Raw genomic sequence first — 20,539 nt, 5'->3', positions numbered from 1 at the left:
GATAAGGGGGGTGCCGATAGGCGGGGGGATCTGACAACTTTTAACGCCTACCTACTTAATATCAAGTTCTTGTGAAGTTATACCATAGTTGTTGTCAAACTTTATGTTAAGAAATATGTAACTAATAAATGGCGGGGGTAGCTGACAATTTTTAACACAGAAAAAGGGTTTCTCCGAGAAACCCTTTTTCTAGGTGACTTAGAAGGAGAGCTTAGAAACTTAAACAAAGAAATTACCCACTGGAATGCTCCCTAAAGCTGGTAAAGTCCCAGTAAATCCGGTGATATTTATTAATAAATCATTGCTGGATTGGAAGCCAGCCGCGCTATCATTAATAACGAGGTAAGTTCCAGCTATTGCACCGGTTGTTACCTGCACTAAGGCGGCACTATTAACCCCTAATCCTTGATTACCTGTAATCGCTCCATTAGCATCAGTAAATACCTGATTGATTAAATTCTGTAAAGTGGTGACAGTGCTATTAGCAGCACGACTGAAATTGCTAGGCGCACTCATGGCAGTTCCACCTTGAGTTAATAAGTCGATTTTATCACTATTGATGGCAAAATCTGTGATACGATCCCTTGTTGATATGGTAGATTGACCAAATTGGAAGATGAAAGTATCTGCACCTAAACCACCGGTTAAGGTATCGATTCCCGCACGTCCATTGATTTGATTATTGCCACTATTTCCGGTGATATTATTGTTACCAGCGTTACCCGTACCATTAATATTATTAGTGCCAATTAGTCTGAGGTTTTCGACATTGTTGGGTAAGGTGCGAGTAATTGCGCTTTGTAGGGTGTCAGTAATAATTACTTGTCCAATTGCTTCGTCGGGATTGATGGTAGCATTAACCGGATTGGAGAGGGTGACGGTGAAGACTTCATCAGGTTCATTAAGGTTATCATTGAGGAGGGGAATGCTAATAGTAGCGGTGGCAGTATTAGGTGCAATGGTGATAGTTCCAGTTTTGCTAGTGTAATCTACATTGGCGGTAGCATTAATGGGTGCAGTGGTATAGTTGACGCTAATTGGTTGTGGATTGGAGTTATTGACAGTGACGGTGAGGATGGCATTATTATCTAAGCCTTCGACCACGGTAATATTATTGATGGAGAGTTGGGGAAAGTCGTCATTGGTAATTGTCCCCGTCACTGGGGTGGTAGTCCCTACTTTATAACCTGTCCCAGAAGCTAGGGTTAAGGTGACGGTTTCGTTACTTTCTACTATTGTGTCAGCAGTGGGGTCAACGGTGACGGTAGCAGTGGATGAATTAGCAGCAAAGGTGACTGTATTGTTAGTCCCTGTACGAGTGTAGTCGGTATTAAGAGTAGCTGTCCCTCCGAGGGTGTAATTGACTGTTAAAGCATTAGTTGTGGAACCGCTACGGGTAAAAGTGTAAACCAAGTTGGTTGTCCCGTCTTCGGTAACGCTTGCGGGAGAAACCGCAAGAGTGACACTGGTATTATCACCATCATCATTAGTAATTGTTCCTAATCCTTGATTATCTGTAATCAGCGCATTGCTAGGATTAGAAAGGTTAATCAAGAAAGTCTCATCGGGTTCAATTGCAGTATCACCATTGACGGAAATAATAATATCTTGGCTGATTTGTCCGGGGGTAAAGGTGAGAGTCCCTGTTTTCGCTGTATAGTCGCTTCCTGCTGTTGCTGTGTTATTAGCAGTGGCATAATTTACGGTAATTGTTTGGGTACTTGTGGTTGACAATGTAACTTTAAATATCAGGTTATTTGTTCCTGAATTGTTTTCTACAATTGTCGGATTTGAGATAGTAAAGAATGGTTTATTCCAATCGGCTGCTGTCCAGGTAGTTGTTGCTTGCCAAGTTTGGGGTGTCCATTGATTGATACTTTTCCAAGCATCTGCTGACCATTTAGTTGTAGCTTGCCAAGCATTATTTCCCCAGTCAGGTATGGCATCCCAAAAGTTATCAATTGTCTGTGATGCTGTAGCTGTTGTTGCTATTTGATAGCTATTTGTGTCGAGAAAAGATGATGCAAGCTTTAGCGTTGAATTGCTTTGATTTGCAGTTGATGGAGATAAACCAAGTTTCTTGTCAGACTGTCCAATAATCGCATCCCACGCATCTGAAGTCCAAGATTTAGCTGCGTTGTAAGCGGATGTTACTGCATCGGATATATTTCCAAGACCATCAATGGCACTTCCGATTGCTTGTCGATTCAGTTCAACGGTTCCACGATAAGTTAAAGCCGCTGCCAGATATGTTCCTGTTAATCCAATTCCAGGAATAGGTAAGCTTCCCAATCCTCTAATCATCATTTGCAAGGCAAAATAATCAGCATCAGGCAAATATGTAAACCAGTAACTACTTAAATCAGTAGTATTTCCGTTGGCAACTTTCCGGGTTAAATCTGTCGGCTTTGACAAATTAGTTCTTGTAATAGTTTGATTTAAGACGGGAACTGAATGTTTTTCAAAAGTAATTGCAGATGTTAGTTTTGAATATTTTTCTAAGTTCCAGACTCCACTCAGATATTTTGAACCTGCAATGCTAACCAAATCGGCCGAAGTTATGTAATGAGTGACACCTAAGTTATTAGTAGCGTTAAAATTAATGCCGGGTTGTTGAGAAATACCCGGACTATTGAAAGTAACAATCTTTCCGAGTTGTCCTGTATAACTACCCCCTACCCACTGACTTAATGCACCGCCTAAACTATGACCTGTAATATTAGGTTTTAGAGTCAATCCGCTTACGGGATTAGTTACTTCTGAAAGCCATTGATTGACTGCGGCTTTATTGTTAGTAAATTGATTATAGCCAATTCCTTCGGTTTCAGCATCACTTAATAGATCGTTAACAGATGAGAATTCAGTACCCCGAATCGCTAAAACAGGAGGTTTAGCAAGGTCATAAATTGTGCCATCAGTGAAGGTATAGGATTGCTTGGTGCTGGTGAGTTGGTTGATTAGATTCTGTCCAGCAGTATAGGCGGCGGTATTGTTACCGCCTGAAGTATTGGCAATATCTTGCAGTAAGTTATTGCTATTGGATGTAAATTCATTGGCATTAAGGGGATTGGCTAAAACCAGAAAGAATTTTTCATCAGAAGTTAAACCAAAAGCATCAAATCCTGTGGTAGAATCTTTGAAAACTTTATTGATACGATAGCCTTCGTAACCCAGGTCACTATAGTCATATTTCTTATCTACTTCTTTGCCTTTGTCCGTATCTGTCCAATTACGATAAGCGGTATCTTTGGCCAAAATTTCAAAGGTTTGGTCGGTAGGAAGCGCACTTCCTAAAACGGTAATTTCTATTTGTTTGCTGGTTTGTCCTGGGAAAAAGGAGAGGGTTTGTTTGACAACATTGTTAAAATCTTTTAATTGCTTAGAGTCTATTGAATTGGCACTTCCATCAAGGGTATAGTAATCAACGGTTATCGGTTTATCATAGGCTGAGGATAGTTTAACCTCGAATTTAAGCACTTTTGTTTGATTAGTCCCTGCGGGAACATCGACCCACGCATTACTGACTGATATCGTTGGTTTAGGTGGAGGATTAGGAGTGGGTGGGAGTGCGGTAAAAGTGCCTTCATCATATATATTTGGATATTTTGGATCTATTGGATTTGCTATCCATTTACCATTAATCCAGCTGGATTTGTCTGTAGTTGAATGTCCATCTGGGTCTTCTAAGTCTATATACCAAACTTGGTTCGCAGTATTTCCACTAATAATACTATTTGAACTCAATGTACCCCATACATTATTGTAAATACCACCACCTAAGTAGTTGGCACTATTGCTAGTAATAATGCCATTCGTTAATGTTAATGTTCCCTTAGAGTTGAAAATTCCCCCTCCGTCATGAGTAGCCGTATTACCAGATATTGTACTGTTGGTTAATGTTAATGTTCCACTGTTGAAAATTCCCCCTCCATAAGAATCAACCGTATTACCAGATATTGTACTGTTGGTTACTGTTAATGTTCCCTCGCTGAAAATTCCCCCTCCATAAGAATCAGTCGTATTACCAGATATTGTACTGTTGGTTATTGTTAATGTTCCACCGTTTTCAATTCCCCCTCCACGCCAATCAGCCGTATTACCAGATATTGTACTGTTGGTTATTGTTAATGTTCCACTGTTGTCAATTCCCCCTCCCCAACCAGCCGTATTACCAGATATTGTACTGTTGGTTATTGTTAATGTTCCACCGTTGTCAATTCCCCCTCCCCAACCAGCCGTATTACCAGATATTGTACTGTTGGTTAATGTTAATGTTCCAACGTTGTCAATTCCCCTTCCTGCTTTGTTGCTGATATAGAGATTATTTAATGTAACTCCAAGTTTACTACCGTTACTTATAATAGGATTACGACCATTTTGCCCAGGGATAGGACTAGCATTATTCACAATAGAAGCTAGTGCTGTTCCATCAGTTTCAATGGTAATCGTACCGACCGTAATCAAACTGCGATTGCCTGTTGTCGTACCCCACTTATTAACATAAGTCAATTCATAAGTCGTTCCTGATTTCAGCTTAATAATATAGGGAGTATTAGGACTTTGATTAGCAATTGTAACAGCATCCCGCAAGGATAAACCAGTGCCAATAGTGGCACTACCATCATTCTCATCTATAGTAGTATTGACAATTAAAGTAATTGGTGCTGTTTGTTCAACCCCTATAAATTGTCCCCCTAAATCAATAACAGAACGATCATCTTCTGTTTGAATATAAGTTAACTCAGCCTCAGTTAAATTAACCCCTCTCACCAGATGAGAAAATAATTCTCCCTCATCCCCCACCGTATCCACCGTATTAACTTGAGCATCCACAAAATGCCCAATTTCTTCCAACATCACCGCAACCAAAGCATCTGAACTAGCAGAAGCAAAAAAGCTTTCAGATAGATATATCTTATTGGTGCTAATCCCATAAGCGCCATTTGCACTACCTAAAACACTGCTGTTGACAACCTCAATCTCAGGAAGTTGACTAAAATTTCGGCTTTTCCACTGCTGTCGTAACTCTGTCGCCTTAACCACATCATAACTTGTGCCAAAAGCGGTTTCTAAATTCGCCCAAAAGCCATCAGATTGAGCAAAATTGAACAAAACATCGTCAACAGCAGGAAAGCTCGGCAAAAGGGTAGAAGTCATGACGTTAACCGCAAAGGATGACTGCGACTATTTTATGCAAAGAATCCCGAATTTTTCAAGGTTTCTATAACAAAAATTTACAGAAAACGGGTTTCTCAAAGAAACCCGTTTTCTAAGAAACCCGTTTTCTAGATATTAGGATAAGATTATTGGATTCTTGCCAAAGACTGCCTAAATTCTGCGAGAGAATTAGCGGTAGCTGCTAATTTTAGTAGCTCTTCTAAGATAGTAGGGTTAGTCATTTTGCCGATTATCTCTTCAATTTCTGAAGAAATCTGTCCAAACCGCACGGTTAAAACTGTTTTTATGGCATCGCGGCTTTTTTCTAGCACCCCAATTTCCTTACCGCGTTCTATTCCTCGTAACTCCCCAATTTCCTCACCAATTTTCCTTCCTCGTAACTCCATATTACTTATTAAAGGCATGGTTCTTTCCTCCTCAAATTGTTTGATTTTACTCTCTAAACTTGACTGTAATTCAGGGGATAAAGTCATCATATTGTCGATGATTTCAAACAGTTTACTAAGTAAGGTAGGTATTACCCACCCTACTTATTTATGATGATACTAAAAGACTTCCTACACTCCTCAAAAGAATTTACTATAAGTGCGGCTTTTAACATCTCTTCTAAAACCGAAATAACTGAAGCATCATTGAGACATTGTCCAATATCTCCAGGAATATCGCCTAGTCGGTTTTCCAAAACTTTTTTCACAAAATCACGAGCATTTTCTAACGCTCCAATTTCCTTACCGCGTTCGATTCCTCGTAACTCCATATTACTCATTAAAGGCATGGTTCTTTCCTCCTCAAATTGTTTGATTTTACTTTCTAAACTTGACTGCAATTCAGGGGATAAAGTCATCATATTGTCGATGATTTCAAACAGTTTAATTATCTGTTCCCTCTCGAACTCCTTTTCATATAATCCCCTGATTAACTTCCACTTCCACTGTTCCCGTTGTGGCAGCTTCCCAGTAGTCGCTTTCGTTTTTAGGTGTGCCATGACTATTATAGCAAAGGGATTGCTACTTGCTTCTAGTTCTGACCAGCTTTCCTCATAGTCCAGTAATTTGACTGTTGGGAATTTCAGACTCACTTCACAGCCGGCGATAGTATAATTATAGGAATCTGGTCGCCAATTTACTCTTTCATCTCCTAATATAGCAAGACTGATAACCGGTTTCTGATACAAATCAAAGGCACGATAGTTATAAATATACATCCTCTGAGGGAAATTTTCTTCGTACTGGCTTTGAATTTCAATATGAATCAAAATCCAGACTTCTTCACCCCTGAGTAACCAAACTTTATAGAGTTTGTCAGCGAAACGTTTTTTTGTCTTTGCTGAAGCGGTAATCCGTTTGAGTTCTTTTTCTAGGGATTCGGGAGTTTTTGTCCAATCAATCAATTGGTGAACTTCAGGAAAAAAGAAGTATAAAAACGCTTCAAAATACTCGCTTAATGCTTCTTTCCAGGGTTCATCATAATTGGCTGTTGTTTGGTTCATTTGAGTTGTCCGCTTACTCTTAGGGGTGAAGCGCGATAGCGTAACGCACCGATTTAATAATAGAGGTGGTGGTGGTAATCTGGGGATTTTGTGGTAAAAAAGCGGATATTTGTTCGATTCCGTCTTGATTGGGAGAGAGAATAACGGTGGCGACTTCTGGAATTACTCCAGCTTGGAGACTTTGATAATCGCTAACACCAGCATCGAGGAAAACTACGGTAGCGGTTAAACGCTGATTTCTCGCACTATCCACCCGATTAGCTTGACTCAAGCCATCAGATTGAGCGAAATTGCACAAAACATCGTCAACAGCAGGAAAGCTCGGCAAAAGGGTAGAAGTCATGACGTTAACCGCAAAGGTTTATTGCTAACAGTTTTAGCCCAACAATCCCGAATTTTTCAATACCCCTGTAACAGAAATTAATATTTATTACAAGAAAACGGATTTCTTGAGACAGTCGGGAAAACTATATATAGCGGTTTTCAGTCTGCTGAGGTACAAGAGTTATGGGTTTTAGGCAAGAGGCAAAAGGCAAGAAAAATAGGTGTACCTCACTAGCTTAGGAAACGCTATATTCATAATTTATCATTCATAATTCATCATGCCCACAGGAGCATTTTTGGCGATTAATCCTGTTCCTCTAGCCATTTTTGCCAGAGATCTGGACGACGTTCCTTAGTGCGATCGAGTTGTTGTTGATAGCGCCAATCAGCGATATCCTGATGATTACCCGATCGCAAAACCGGCGGCACTTGCCAACTGCGAAAGACCGGCGGCCGGGTATATTGGGGATAATCCAATAAACCTGCCTCAAAACTCTCCAATTTCAACGATTCTGCCTTACCTACCGTCCCGGGTAACAACCGCGTCACCCCGTTAATAATCGCTAAAGCCGGGATTTCCCCACAAGTTAGGACAAAATCCCCTAAAGATACCTCTCTAGTCACCAAATGCTCACAAACCCGCTCATCTACCCCTTCATAATGGCCGCAGATGAGAATTAACTGCTGATAACTACTGGCCCAAGTTTTCAGTAAAGCTTGATTGAGAGGTTCCCCCTGGGGAGTCATCAGCACGATCTCCCGGGGTGGTAAAATTTCTAAAGACTCGATCGCCTCAAAAATTGGCTCTGGTTTTAATAACATTCCCACACCACCACCGTAGGGTTCATCATCGACGCGACGGTGTTTATCGTGGGCAAAATCCCGGAGATTGACCAAATTTACCCTAGCGATGTCGCGTTCGAGAGCTTTTGCCAACAACCCTGACTGCAGCGGTGAAGTAAAAAAATCGGGAAAGAGAGTAATAATGTCAAACTGCACGGGGAAAATTAAGGCCTAGACTGGGATAGTGTTTAATGTATCATTTTGTCACGGCTCGATCGGTTAAAATCTTGCTAATTTGGCGCTAGTCTATCTCAATAACATGATAGACTATCCTGTACTGTCTAGGGGTTTTTCTGGCTCTAGCTTGAGTGATCGAAGTCTAGCCTAGACTAAAAGTTAACTAACAGTCCGTCATTGCCAGTGGATCGAAGAAAATTGCTAAAATCGCCTCTACTATTGCTTGATGTCCCGAAAAATATTCCTAAACCGCATTTTTTTCCATCAACCGTTCAGGGAAAATAAGATCAAGATACCTGTCCATCTTCCCGAAAAACCTTCCATCCCTAAAAATGTCTATTCGTTCAGTGACATGATCATCGAGCTAGAAACCCAACACCACCAAAATCCTACCCCCGTATCTCTCAAAACGGCGATTTTAGTCATTGGAGGTGCCGAGGATAAAGTCCACGGTAAAGAGATACTGCATACCTTTTGGAATCGCGCTGGGGGTAGCGAAGCAGTGATCGCTATTGTTCCCTCCGCTTCCAGAGAACCGGTTCTAATCGGCGATCGCTATCAGAAGATTTTCGAGGAAATGGGGGCAAAATACGTCAAAGTTATCGATATTCGTGATCGCGTACAGGGAGAAGACCCCCAATTTCAAGCCTACATCGAAGAGTGTACAGGTGTATTTATGACCGGAGGCGACCAGCTGCGTTTATGCGGTTTGCTCTCCGATACTCCCCTGATGGAAAGAATCAGACAAAGAGTGCAACAGGGAGAATTAACCCTAGCCGGAACTAGCGCCGGGGCCGCCGTTATGGGTCATCACATGATTGCCGGGGGCAGCAGTGGGGAAGCACCCAATCGGGCCCTAGTGGATATGGCCATGGGATTAGGTCTCATTCCTGAAGTCATTGTCGATCAACACTTCCACAATCGCAACCGCATGGCTCGGTTAATGAGCGCTATCTCCGGTTATCCTGAACGTTTAGGAATTGGCATTGATGAGGATACCTGCGCTATGTTTGAACGGGATGGCACGATGACAGTAATCGGCTGCGGTACAGTGACGGTAATTAATGCTAGGGAAATGTCCCACACCAACCACCATCACGTCACCGCTAACGAACCCCTGAGTCTGCATAATCTGCGGGTACATATTCTGGCCTACGGTGATGGCTATCATCTCAAAAAACAGCAAGTGATCCCTAAATTGGGGTAAAAAAACTCCTGAAAAACTGTTCACGATGAACAGTTTACCGCTCTCAGAAAACCAGACAATAAAGAACGGCTTCTTTGTGCTTCTCAACAGCGAACACCAGCATCATGAAAATTCTCAGAACCCAAACCCTGCGCGGTCCCAACTACTGGAGTATTCGTCGCGACAAGCTCATTGTTATGCGTCTAGATCTCGAAGATCTCGCAGAGAAGCCATCGAATGAAATCCCCGGCTTTTACGAGGGATTAATCGACGTTCTCCCCAGTTTAGTCGAACATTACTGCTCCCCCGGTTATCGCGGCGGTTTCTTTGAACGAGTCCGCACTGGCACTTATATGGGCCACATCATCGAACATATCGCCCTAGAATTGCAGGAATTGGCGGGAACTCCCGTCGGGTTTGGTCGCACTAGAAGCACCTCCACCCCCGGAGTCTATAACGTGGTATTTGAGTACGTTGACGAGCAAGCGGGACGTTATGCGGGTCGGGCTGCCGTGCGTTTGTGTCAATCGATTGTCGATACGGGAACCTATCCTAAGCAAGAATTAGCCCAAGATTTAGCCGATTTACGCGATTTATGCAATAATGCCTCCCTCGGTCCGAGTACAGAAACCATCGTCAAAGAAGCACAAGCTAGAAATATTCCCTGGTTACTCCTGAGCGCTCGTGCCATGGTGCAATTGGGCTATGGCGTTCACCAAAAGCGCATTCAAGCCACTTTAAGCAGTTTTTCGGGGATTTTAGCCGTTGAGTTGGCCTGTGACAAGGAAGGCACAAAAACTATCCTCAAGGATGGTGGGATTCCAGTCCCCCGGGGTACGGTGATTCAATACTTGGATGAGTTGTCAGCGGCAATCGAGGAAGTGGGAGGGTTTCCCATCGTGATTAAACCCCTCGATGGCAACCACGGCCGGGGCATCAGCATCGATGTTAAAACTCAACAGGAAGCAGAGGAAGCTTATGATCTAGCCAGTGCCGCCTCGAAAACCCGCAGCGTGATCGTAGAAAGGTATTATAAAGGCAGTGATCACCGAATTTTAGTCATAAATGGTAAAGTCGCCGCCGTGGCCGAACGGATTCCCGCTCACGTCGTCGGTGATGGGCGCTCAACTGTAGAAGAATTAATCGAAATTACTAATCAAGATCCCAACCGGGGTGACGGTCACGCCAACGTTTTAACTAAAATAACTATTGACAAAACCGCCCTTAATGTGCTAGAGAAACAGGGCTATGAATTAACCAGCATTTTAGCCCACGGAGAGATCGCCTATCTGCGGGCCACGGCTAATTTAAGCACCGGCGGCATCGCCGTGGATCGTACCGACGAAATTCACCCCGAAAACGTCTGGATCGCCCAAAGAGTGGCAAAATTAATCGGTTTAGACATTGCCGGGATCGATGTGGTGACAGAGGATATCCGCAAACCCCTGAAAGAAGTGGACGGGGTAATCGTAGAAGTCAACGCCGCCCCCGGTTTTCGGATGCACGTCGCCCCCAGTCGCGGTTTACCCCGCAATATCGCCGCTCCAGTTATCGATATGTTATTCCCCCCCGGGACTCCCAGTCGCGTGCCAATTCTGGCCATTACGGGAACTAACGGCAAAACCACCACTAGCCGCTTAATTTCTCATATTTGCCGACAAACGGGGAAAGTAGTCGGATTTACCACGACGGACGGCGTGTATATCGATGATTATCTGGTAGAAAAGGGCGATAACACCGGTCCCTACAGCGCCAGTATGATTTTGAAGGATCCCACGGTGGAGATTGCCGTATTAGAAACGGCCCGGGGTGGTATCCTGCGATCGGGTTTAGCCTTTAATCAGTGCGATGTGGGGGTGGTGTTAAATGTGGCCGCCGACCATTTGGGTATCGGTGATATCGACACCATCGAACAAATGGCGAAGGTAAAAAGCGTTGTGGCCGAGGTGGTTAGCGCCGAGGGTTACGCGGTTTTAAATGCCGATGATCCCTTGACCGTTAGTATGGCCGAAAAAGTCAAGGGAAGAGTCGCTTATTTTTCCATGAGTCCCGATAACCCGATTATTCACGACCATATCCGTCGCGGTGGCATGGCCGCCATCTATGAGAATGGCTATCTGTCGATTCTAGAGGGAGAATGGACGCTGAGAATCGAGGAAGCGGTTAATATTCCCGTGACTATGCAGGGAATGGCTCCTTTTATGATTGCTAACGCCTTGGCCGCCTGTTTGGCCACTTTTGTGCATGGTATCGATATCGAGTTAATTCGCCAAGGGGTGCGGACTTTTAAACCTTCCGTGGCCCAGACCCCCGGTAGGATGAACCTGTTTGACTTGGGACACCATCACGCTTTAATCGATTATGCCCATAATCCCGCCGGATACGAAGCCGTCGGCGGTTTTGTCGGCAATTGGTCCGGCGAAAAAGTCGGCGTGGTTGGGGGGCCGGGCGATCGACGGGATGATGATTTAATTTTATTAGGGAAATTATCGGCGCTTATGTTCGATCGAATTATTGTTAAGGAAGATAACGATACTCGCGGTCGCCGCCGGGGGGAAGTGGCCGATTTAATTCTCCGGGGAATTAGCGAAGAAAATGGCAGTTTGCGTCCGGAAGTTATTCTCGATGAAACGGAAGCTTTAGAGAAGGCTTTAAGCACGGTTTCTGAGGGTGGTTTAGTGGTAATTTTCCCGGAAAGTGTCACCCAGGCGATCAATTTGATTGAGAAACATCGACCCCTGACCGATAATCAGGGTTAAAAGTTGGGATATTCTGCCTATAGAGTCACTTCTAGCCCGATGGTGTTCCCCTGTCTAGGCAATGGTTGATCTACAATGATTATTGTAGGCTTTCATCGAAGGAATAATAATATTGATGCAGTTATTCACCATCGGTCACTCTAATCACGAAATTGCCTCATTTATGCTTCTACTTAAGAAGCATAATATAACTGCCCTTGCTGATGTTCGTTCTCATCCTTATAGCCGATTTCTCAAGCATTTTAATCAGTCAATATTGTCAAATGCTTTAAAAAGTGAAGGCATTTACTATGTGTTTTTGGGCAAGGAATTAGGAGCCAGACCGAGCAGCGAAGAATGTTATGTCAATGGTAAGGCTTTATACGAAAAAATTGCTAAAACATCTGCTTTTAATCATGGAATTGAACGAATTTTACAGGGAGTGAAAAAACATCGAATTGCCCTTATGTGTGCGGAGAAAGACCCGATTGAATGTCATAGAGCGATTCTGGTTTGTCAACATCTACGTCATTGCGATTTAGATATTTATCATATTCTCAAAAATGGTGACTTGGAATCTCATGACCATCTGGAAGAAAGAATGCTGTTTAAACATAGTTTGACAGATTTTTCAGCAAGTAGTCAAAAAGAAATTCAGCTTTCTTTATTTGTCGAGCCAAATAGCAATCTTCTCACAAAAGCAGAATGTTTGGAGAAAGCTTATAAGCTTCAGGGTGATGCAATTGCTTATATAGAAACAAGTGGTAATTATGATGAACAGGACAATCAATCTCTTTACAATCGGCTTTACTCAAAAGACTGCACAGAAGTTCTTTGATGACTTACAAAAAGCTGGCGTTAAGAGAGTTATAGATACTCGTTTAAATAATGTTTCCCAATTAGCAGGATTTAGTAAAAAAGCTGACCTAGAATATTTTTTAAAAGTCATCGGTGGAATTGAATATGTTCATGTTTTAGACTTAGCTCCAACTCAAGATATTCTTGATGAATATAAAAAGAAAAAAGTTGATTGGACAATATACGAACAAAAATTTAGACAACTTATTAGTAGCCGCAGGATTGAAACAAAAGTTTCTCCAGATGTAATTAATAACGCTTGTTTACTCTGTAGTGAGGCAAAACCTCATAATTGTCACCGTCGTTTAGTGGCCGAATATTTAAAGGATAAATGGGGGAATGTCAATATATGTCATCTCTGAAAAAAATTGTCTGTCTTGCTAATTCATGGAAATTAAATGAACGCTGTATCGCTGGAATTGATATTAGTTCAGGAAATTGGGTTCGTCCTGTGTGTGATTCTCTTTATCCAGAAGATGGCAGGGTTCCACGATCAGTTAGACTAATTTCTGGTAAAGAACCAAAAGTTTTAGATATTCTCGAAATTCCCCTTGCTGATACTGGCAATGATTTTGGGTTTGAATCGGAAAATTTTTCCGTTTTACCCGGTGAATGGAAATGTGTAGGTAGATTCAATATCAATGATTTGGGAAAGTATTGTAGAACCCCAACAAAAATACTGCACAATTCAATTAAATATGTTAATCCTTCTTATTTGAAAAACCTTAATTTCAATCAACGTTATACTCTCCAGTTGATTCAAGTGCAGAGTTTTAGAGTATATCAAAAAGAAAATTCAAAAGGAAATTTTGAGTGGCGTGGCACAATTACAACAGCGAATGGTAACAGTTTGACAGAAGCAAAGATAACTGATCCCGTATTTGTCGAGAAATTAAATACAGGCTATCAACCTCAGCAAAACTGTTTTGTTACCGTCAGTCTTAGTCTGCCTTGGATCTCTTCGGCAAATTGGGAAGGAGAAGCTCCCTGCTGGAAATTAATAGCAGGTGTGATTGAATTATAGGAATTACGGCTAGACAACTTTTTTATAGGTTGTTGGCTCGAAAAAATCTCTGTTCGTGAAATTTTCAGAGCTATGAACAGTTGAGTTTAACAGACTGAAGTGGGCGAGGTAAATTTAGCATAAATGCTGGAGCGATCAAGCGAAAATAAGGCTCTTCTCAACTTTGTGTGATAAGTTTAACTTATATAGTAGCGATCGATCTTTGTGTCCTCTGTGTCTCTGTGGTTCCTTCCACTCCCTCGCCCGCAAGACTGTATCTTAGAATACATTTTACCCACCAAATCCAAAAGGACCCCATTTCCCTATCCTTGTCAATTCTGTATCAAAGCAGCTTGACATCCATATCTTGATAAAGTTATCAAAGTTACTCTAGTTTGAGACTATCTAAAATTAATTGTATATCTAAATCAAGAGCTTGAGCAATTTGTTCGATTGTTAATCCTAATCCTATTAGTTTGGGAACAGTTTCTAGTTTTGCTTTAATAACATTGTTTTCAGTTTTATCAATATGATAATTTTCTATTTCTCGATTATTAGAAGGGTTATGACAAAAAGTAACCTGATCAATTTTTACAGATTTATTACCCAAATTATTAATACTATTGCTGACAATTAACCTTTCAATTGCTTATCGAACAGTTGATTTATTTAATTCTTCCCCTAACACTTCCGAAAGAATGCGCCAAAGTTCATAGGCTTTATCTCTGGCATGACCTTCAGAACAATTATATTTTTCTGCTATTTTTGCATATTTCTGACCATCAAAAACGTTCTTTAAAATCCCTAATTGCAATGTATCGAGATGCTTTCCCGTGTGGTCAAAAACCAGATTATCAATAAGTGAGAAGACTTCTTGGGTATCCATGGGAGTAATGTTAAGATTTGGAGAGATAATACCGTCATTATCCGTTATTTTCCGATATTTGTAAACATAGTTAACAAAACTTCCGACAATATCCGTTTTTTTCCGTCTTGACAATGTTTAAACTTATTAGTTAGGATTCTGCTTATTATGGTTGTTTTTGCAGTAACTACTCACTATGAGAGCCATTAAAATCCTCTGTATGTTCATTGGTGTGGGATTAATTAATTCTGCTCCCATACAAGCAAACAATATCAGTAATGATATTTTAATTAGCCAATCTCGTCGTCAGTATGAATGTACGCGGAACGGAGTTAATCCTACTATATCAGGTTCTCTGTTTTCAGATGGATATAACTGTTCAATACCTATATCAGCAGGTAAGTGTGTAGGTTATGCTGATGCTTTTGGATACAGTCGTATTGGTAATCCAGATCCTAGAGGAATGATAAGCTGTAAGAATGTCGAAATTGCAGAAGATAGACTAACAGGGAAAAAATATTATCGATTTGGTTCAGGAGATAAATTTATCTTGGAAGGAAAATAAGTTTATTTTAGATTCTGTAATTATCTTTACAGTTGACCATTCTTGATCCCAGTCCATCCCATTTGCGGAACAGTTTTGATATTATAACCTGTAAACTCCCTCATTAATCTTCGGTCAATACATTCATCTAAAAAAAGCCTCATTTCACGCTACCCTATCAATAAGCTCTTTTTCAAATTCTGCAAGTAAGCTAATAACTCGTTCTCTTGTTACCGTTGGAAAACCCTCTAAAAAATCATCAATTGATTCTCCTGCTTTAAGATAATCAAAAAGTGTTTGTATCGGAACTCTAGTACCTGAAAAAACAGGAACACCACTCATAGTTTCAGGAGATACATTGATAAGAGGCGAATATTTAGCCATTTTGATTACCTTCTTAGCTTCTACAGAGTAGATTAACCCAGAGCAATACGTCTTGTCTTTATATTCTAGCCTAGATTCTTGAAAAATGGGTTAAACTGATGCTAAATAGGGTTTGCTGACAAAGTACGGGCGAAGCATTCGGGCAATAACCTATCGGTGAAACCGTAGATTTTTTATCCGAATGCTTCGCCCCTACAGGACGCGGGCCGATGAAGACGCAAGGTTTTGAAGCACGATTCTCTCAAAATCTTGCACCTGTTTCGCGAGAAAAGCCACAAAACCCTTACCTTGCCTACATTTCACCTTTATTCAGCAAACCCTAAATAGGTTAGGGAAGTGACTTTCGATTAATAATACTAAAATGAACAATAATCTAAAATCAAGCCGATAATGACTAAATGCAACCGACGGAAGCCCAACTTAGACAACTCTATCAGCTAATTTCAATAAAGTCCGAAAACTATGCACGGGTAGGTTCTTTATGGGAGGGGAGGTCGGCGATGACCTTCTCGACCCCTAATGATTTAGTATCAGTCAACGATTTTTAAAAGCTTCGATCGCCGCTGGCAAAGTATAGTAAATTCTCTCTTGGCTAATTTTATCTAACAAGCGGGAACGTTGCAATTCTAAGTACAGATCGTGTTTAACCCTAGCGAGGGCGAAAACTATACCCTGTCTTGATAATTCTGCCGCTAATTCCTCAAGAATCTCTACGGCTGTACTATCCAATTCCCCAAGGGCCTCCGTATTCAAGACAAACCATTCTACCGGTTTTGTCTCCCGGGCAATGGCACTGAGAGCGCGACGTTTAAAGTCGGCCGCATTAGCAAAAAATAAGGGGGCATCGTAACGATAGATAACTAACCCTGGTATTGTTTGCGCTTCTGGCCAATCCTGGAGTGCGTGTAAACCCATCACCCCCGGGACTGTACCCAAGACCGCATCATCGGGCCGAGTAATGCGGGCCAATAAATCGATAACCGAGAGACCGATGGCGATGGCAACCCCGCTTAAGATCCCCGTGGTTAGCACCCCCACCATGGTCAGGACAGCGAGATTAAACTCACTATTGCGAAAGCTTTTTAGTCGTTTAGCGCCAGCAATATCCACCAGTTTACAGGCTGCATAAATCACCAGCGCACCCAAAGCAGCCTTGGGAAAGAGTGCCAGTACCGGACCGAGCAGGAAAATGACCGCCACCACCACCACTGCCACCACCAGGGAGTAAAGTTGACTTTTACTGCCCACGGAATCGCCCACCGCGGTGCGACTGGCGCTGCTGCTGATGGGAAATCCCTGACAAAAACCCGCCGCCAGATTCCCCAGTCCTAGGGCTAAAAATTCTTGATTGGCATCGATTTCTTGGTTATGACGTGCGGCGAAGGCTCTGGCGGTCAAGACGTTATCGGAATAGCCGACCAGGGCAATGCCGACGGCTGCGGTTACTAGGGGTAGTAATTGGGAAAAATCTAGGGTTGGTAAGCCAAAATTAGGCAAAGTTTTGCTAATTTTCCCCACTACTGCCACCCCTTCTCCATCAAGATGGAGGGTGGCGACGGCGAGGGTTCCCAGTAAAACCGCCAGCAAGGGACCCGGTGCTTTGGGAAAATATTTTTGGATGACAAATAGAAATAGTAACAGCAATAGAGCGAGGCTAAGGGTTGGCCAGTGCCATTGGTTTATTCCCCAGAAAAAAGCGAAAATTTCTTTAAAAACCGTATTTTCACGGATTGACAAACCACTAATTTTACCCAGTTGTCCCGCAATCATGATCACTGCCACTCCCGCCATATAACCGATTAGGATCGGTTTGGAGAGTAAATTAGCTAGAAATCCCAAGCGGGCGATGTAAGCGACAAAACAGATTAAACCGACCATTAGGGCTAAAAAAGCCGCTAAACTGCCGTAATTTTCCCCTTGAAGGCTCACCAGAGGTGCGATCGCTGCCGCCGTCATCACTGCTGTGGTCGATTCTGGTCCGAGGGATAGTTGCGATGAGGAGCCGAAAAGGGCGTAAACTAGGGCGGCTGGCACGAGAGTCCACAATCCCACCACGGGATCGACCCCGGCCAGGTCGCCGTAAGCCATACACTGGGGAATAGCGTAGGCTGCCACGGTGACACCGGCGAGTATATCTCGGCCCAGCCACTGCCATTGATAGGAGCGCAGGTTTTTTAGCCCGGGTAAATCAGGAAAATCGACTCGTCGGGAGTTTTTACTCATATTTTCTCTGTCAACGGCGACTTAAGGGACTTGCGTGGGAATAATATCCCAGCCAGAAAATCGCTCTGTAGAAGAATCAGATCAGCCAGATGGCACATGATCAAAGCGCAAGTCCCTTAGCTGCGGGGGCTCTCCAAGGCTCTCGCCCCACTTAGGGTGATCAGCAAACCTGAGCGAGCGGAGGGCGCAAGCTTTGCGCCCCTACAGTAACGGATTTTGTCCACAATGTAGGGGCGAACTGCGTTCGCCCAAAAGGTACATTATCAAAGCGCAAGTCCCTAACCTAATTTTAACGGAAGAATTGGCTAGGAAAAGCCTTGAGGCTGAGATGTTTTCTGTCAGCAGGATATTTATACCATTTTAGCCGTAATTTTAGTTAAACTGGCTAAATATACTCGGAAATATCCTCTTGACAATCATCGGCTAAGTATGATAGGGCGCGGAAACGTAACCCGACTAATTGCTCGTAGAGAGGATTTAACTTGCACAGAGGCGGAATATGGACTAATTTATGGCCAAACAGCACGATATCGCGTTCAAAAGGACATTGAGGCGGCACCATTTTGCAGATAAACCGGGCCAAGCGCGGATCGTGCATTTCCACCCCATCTAACCAGTCTTTGAGGGGATGCAGCAGATCTGGGTGGGGATGTTCGGCACTGATAAACTCGGATTTATTCGCTTCTGTGGTAATTTCGGGAATTTCACAGATAGTATGTTCTAAAGCTGACAGGGCCTCGATTTCTAACCCGAAAGCATCCCGATAACTACGCAGTAATTGCGCTTCTGCGGGGGAATAAATGCCATCGGCGATCGCTACCATAACCGCCGTGCGGAGGAAGTTTTCTGATATTTTGGGGTCATGACCGAAACTTGCGGCCAATTCTTCGGGACTAATCGATTGATAGAGAACGTGGTCGTCATCTAATTCTAATTCGTGAGCGAAACGGGCGATCGATTCCTGCTCGCTGGTGCTATAATCCCCATCAGACCAGGCAATTGTCAGTAATCCCCGTAACCAGTCCCTAACTTGTTCGTTAGTGTAGCGGTATTGAACAGAGCTAACCATAGGTATGTATTGCTAAAACTGATTCTAGTTTCTCAATTTAATTCTACCCATCGCCCCTGGATTCTAGTGGCTCCTGTTCACATCATTTAACTATAGCCAATAACCCCATGGTCAGATCGGAATTTTTCGTTTTTCAGCCAGCATAATCGGGCAATTTTCGCCCCTAGGAGCAGGGGTAAGTGGTGCTGCTTCTTGTACCTTCCCCAACCGCGTCAGTCCTACTGAAAAGGCGGATTCCTAGGATTAACGTCCAATACCGAGGTAACGGAAACCAGCTGCTGTCACCACCGCAGGATCGAGGAAATTGCGACCATCAATTAACACGGGTTCGCGCATGGTTTTAACCATTTTGCCGTAGTCGAGACGGAGGAATTCTTGCCATTCCGTCACCACCACCAAAGCGTCACAACCATCGGCTAATCTTTCCGGATCCGATTCGATAATCACACCGCTTAAACCGTGACTTAAACCACTTTGGGAAACGATCGGATCATAGGCTTTTACCTTAGCACCTAAACGATTTAACTGTTCGATCATGGTTAAAGCTGGGGCATCGCGCATATCATCGGTATCGGGTTTAAAAGTTAATCCCAACAAACCGACGGTTTTACCCTTGAGGATTTTTAATTCCTGTTGCAGTTTTTCGATCGCGATTGTCCGTTGACGTTTGTTAACATTGATAGCGGCGTTAAGTAATTCCGTTTCGTAACCGTAGTCTTCTGCGGTATGTACCAAAGCCGACACATCTTTGGGGAAACAGGACCCCCCCCAACCGATCCCGGCCGAGAGAAACTTGCTGCCGATACGGGAATCTAAACCGATACCTTTAGCCACTTGGGTGACATCGGCCCCGACGCGATCGCAGATGTTAGCTACTTCGTTAATAAAGCTAATTTTGGTGGCTAGGAAGGCATTAGCGGCGTATTTAATCATTTCCGCCGAACTGAGATCCGTAACCACCACGGGAACGGGAGGCAAGGAGGTATCTTCAGAGAATTGACGTTCAACCAAAGGCGCGTACAATTCCTTCATCATTTCGATGGCTTTCGGGTTATTACTGCCTAAAACAATGCGATCGGGGTTAAAAGTATCATAAACCGCCGAACCTTCGCGTAAAAATTCGGGATTGCTGACCACATCGAAATCCGCTTCGATGCGTTCTAGTGTACTAATACCGCCACCAGCGGCCACGAGATTTTTTTGTCTCTCGGCCACACCATCGAGGACGATCATCCGTACCCAATCCCCAGAACCGATGGGAACGGTAGATTTATTGACGATTACTTTATAACCACCGTTGAGATGGGCCCCAATACCCCGGGCCACTGCTTCCACATAACGGGTGTCACTTTCCCCGGTGGGTAGTGCAGGTGTACCAACAGCGATAAAGAGAATTTCACCGTGTTTAACTCCCGCTTCTAGGTCCGTGGAGAATTCCAGATTGCCAGAGGCTGCCGAAGACTGCATTAATTCTGATAACCCCGGTTCATAGATGGGAGATTGTCCCGATTTCATTAATTTGACTTTTTCTTCATTGTTGTCAATGCAGATGACATGATGACCGATATGTGCTAGACAAACCCCAGTGACTAAACCCACATAACCCGTTCCGATAACACAAACACGCATGATAATCACTCCAGTGACAATTAAGTTAA

At 43.1% G+C, this 20,539-nt stretch carries 15 protein-coding genes and 2 pseudogenes; 7 read left to right on the top strand and 10 right to left on the bottom strand.

The genetic code is table 11. The features are described 5' to 3' along the window. Positions 1-219: 219 nt before the first annotated feature. From ACQY1Y_RS16970 to trmD, 5 genes and pseudogenes are all read right to left on the bottom strand, one after another. The gene (locus tag ACQY1Y_RS16970; RefSeq protein ID WP_430013200.1) at positions 220-5,157 is read right to left on the bottom strand and encodes a Calx-beta domain-containing protein; all 4,938 of its coding nucleotides are present in this window, start codon (positions 5,155-5,157) and stop codon (positions 220-222) included. Between the two features lie 146 nt (positions 5,158-5,303). Continuing rightward, positions 5,304-5,678: pseudogene (locus tag ACQY1Y_RS16965) on the bottom strand (hypothetical protein); the annotation flags it as partial. A gap of 26 nt (positions 5,679-5,704) precedes the next feature. Next, positions 5,705-6,667: a hypothetical protein gene (locus tag ACQY1Y_RS16960; RefSeq protein WP_430013199.1), complete on the bottom strand. Its 963-nt coding sequence runs from the start codon at positions 6,665-6,667 to the stop codon at positions 5,705-5,707. A gap of 19 nt (positions 6,668-6,686) precedes the next feature. Further along, a complete protein-coding gene (locus ACQY1Y_RS16955; protein ID WP_430013198.1) occupies positions 6,687-7,010 on the bottom strand; it encodes a DUF4347 domain-containing protein in 324 nt (107 codons plus the stop codon). 284 nt (positions 7,011-7,294) lie between these two features. Next, entirely contained in the window at positions 7,295-7,990 is a 696-nt protein-coding gene (gene trmD / locus ACQY1Y_RS16950) for a tRNA (guanosine(37)-N1)-methyltransferase TrmD (RefSeq protein WP_002736821.1), read from the bottom strand. A gap of 373 nt (positions 7,991-8,363) precedes the next feature. On the opposite strand from trmD, the gene ACQY1Y_RS16945 reads away from it, so the two are divergent. The 6 genes from ACQY1Y_RS16945 (at position 8,364) to ACQY1Y_RS16920 (ending at position 14,167) form a co-directional block, all read left to right on the top strand. Beyond that, positions 8,364-9,218 carry a cyanophycinase gene (locus ACQY1Y_RS16945; protein WP_002754723.1) on the top strand — a complete coding sequence of 285 codons (855 nt, stop codon included), beginning with the start codon at positions 8,364-8,366 and terminating at the stop codon, positions 9,216-9,218. A 104-nt stretch (positions 9,219-9,322) separates the two neighbouring features. Next, complete coding sequence (gene cphA / locus ACQY1Y_RS16940; RefSeq protein ID WP_430013197.1) at positions 9,323-11,956, top strand: cyanophycin synthetase; 2,634 nt, start codon at positions 9,323-9,325, stop codon at positions 11,954-11,956. A 115-nt stretch (positions 11,957-12,071) separates the two neighbouring features. After that, the gene (locus ACQY1Y_RS16935) at positions 12,072-12,773 is read left to right on the top strand and encodes a DUF488 family protein (protein ID WP_002736234.1); all 702 of its coding nucleotides are present in this window, start codon (positions 12,072-12,074) and stop codon (positions 12,771-12,773) included. Continuing rightward, positions 12,709-13,155 carry a DUF488 family protein gene (locus ACQY1Y_RS16930; RefSeq protein WP_002738277.1) on the top strand — a complete coding sequence of 149 codons (447 nt, stop codon included), beginning with the start codon at positions 12,709-12,711 and terminating at the stop codon, positions 13,153-13,155. The genes ACQY1Y_RS16935 and ACQY1Y_RS16930 overlap by 65 nt, the downstream gene beginning before the upstream one ends. Then, a complete protein-coding gene (locus tag ACQY1Y_RS16925) occupies positions 13,143-13,817 on the top strand; it encodes a dual OB domain-containing protein (protein WP_262382351.1) in 675 nt (224 codons plus the stop codon). The genes ACQY1Y_RS16930 and ACQY1Y_RS16925 overlap by 13 nt, the downstream gene beginning before the upstream one ends. 167 nt (positions 13,818-13,984) lie before the next feature. Further along, positions 13,985-14,167, top strand: a complete 183-nt coding sequence (locus ACQY1Y_RS16920) for a hypothetical protein (protein ID WP_232306241.1) — start codon at positions 13,985-13,987, stop codon at positions 14,165-14,167. Between the two features lie 14 nt (positions 14,168-14,181). On the opposite strand, the pseudogene ACQY1Y_RS16915 reads toward ACQY1Y_RS16920, so the two are convergent. Next, positions 14,182-14,682 (bottom strand): annotated as a pseudogene (locus tag ACQY1Y_RS16915) (hypothetical protein). A gap of 175 nt (positions 14,683-14,857) precedes the next feature. Here ACQY1Y_RS16915 and ACQY1Y_RS16910 point away from each other — a divergent pair. Beyond that, positions 14,858-15,226 carry a hypothetical protein gene (locus ACQY1Y_RS16910; RefSeq protein WP_002794871.1) on the top strand — a complete coding sequence of 123 codons (369 nt, stop codon included), beginning with the start codon at positions 14,858-14,860 and terminating at the stop codon, positions 15,224-15,226. Positions 15,227-15,370: 144 nt separating this feature from the next. On the opposite strand, the gene ACQY1Y_RS16905 is transcribed toward ACQY1Y_RS16910, so the two are convergent. The 4 genes from ACQY1Y_RS16905 to ACQY1Y_RS16890 form a co-directional block, all read right to left on the bottom strand. Beyond that, a complete protein-coding gene (locus ACQY1Y_RS16905) occupies positions 15,371-15,589 on the bottom strand; it encodes a DUF433 domain-containing protein (RefSeq protein WP_002794870.1) in 219 nt (72 codons plus the stop codon). 534 nt (positions 15,590-16,123) lie between these two features. Continuing rightward, positions 16,124-17,812 carry a SulP family inorganic anion transporter gene (locus ACQY1Y_RS16900; RefSeq protein ID WP_430013196.1) on the bottom strand — a complete coding sequence of 563 codons (1,689 nt, stop codon included), beginning with the start codon at positions 17,810-17,812 and terminating at the stop codon, positions 16,124-16,126. Positions 17,813-18,197: 385 nt separating this feature from the next. After that, the gene (locus ACQY1Y_RS16895; RefSeq protein WP_002754710.1) at positions 18,198-18,881 is read right to left on the bottom strand and encodes a Mo-dependent nitrogenase C-terminal domain-containing protein; all 684 of its coding nucleotides are present in this window, start codon (positions 18,879-18,881) and stop codon (positions 18,198-18,200) included. A gap of 243 nt (positions 18,882-19,124) precedes the next feature. After that, on the bottom strand, positions 19,125-20,510 hold the full coding sequence (locus ACQY1Y_RS16890) for a UDP-glucose dehydrogenase family protein (RefSeq protein WP_002774128.1): 1,386 nt from the start codon (positions 20,508-20,510) through the stop codon (positions 19,125-19,127). Between the last annotated feature and the right edge of the window lie 29 nt (positions 20,511-20,539).

The organism is Microcystis ichthyoblabe FBCC-A1114, assembly GCF_050500245.1.
In the GTDB taxonomy this organism is placed as follows: Bacteria; Cyanobacteriota; Cyanobacteriia; order Cyanobacteriales; family Microcystaceae; genus Microcystis; species Microcystis ichthyoblabe_A.
The sequence above is the reverse complement of the archived record's forward strand: the minus strand, read 5'-3'. Positions and strand labels throughout refer to the sequence as shown.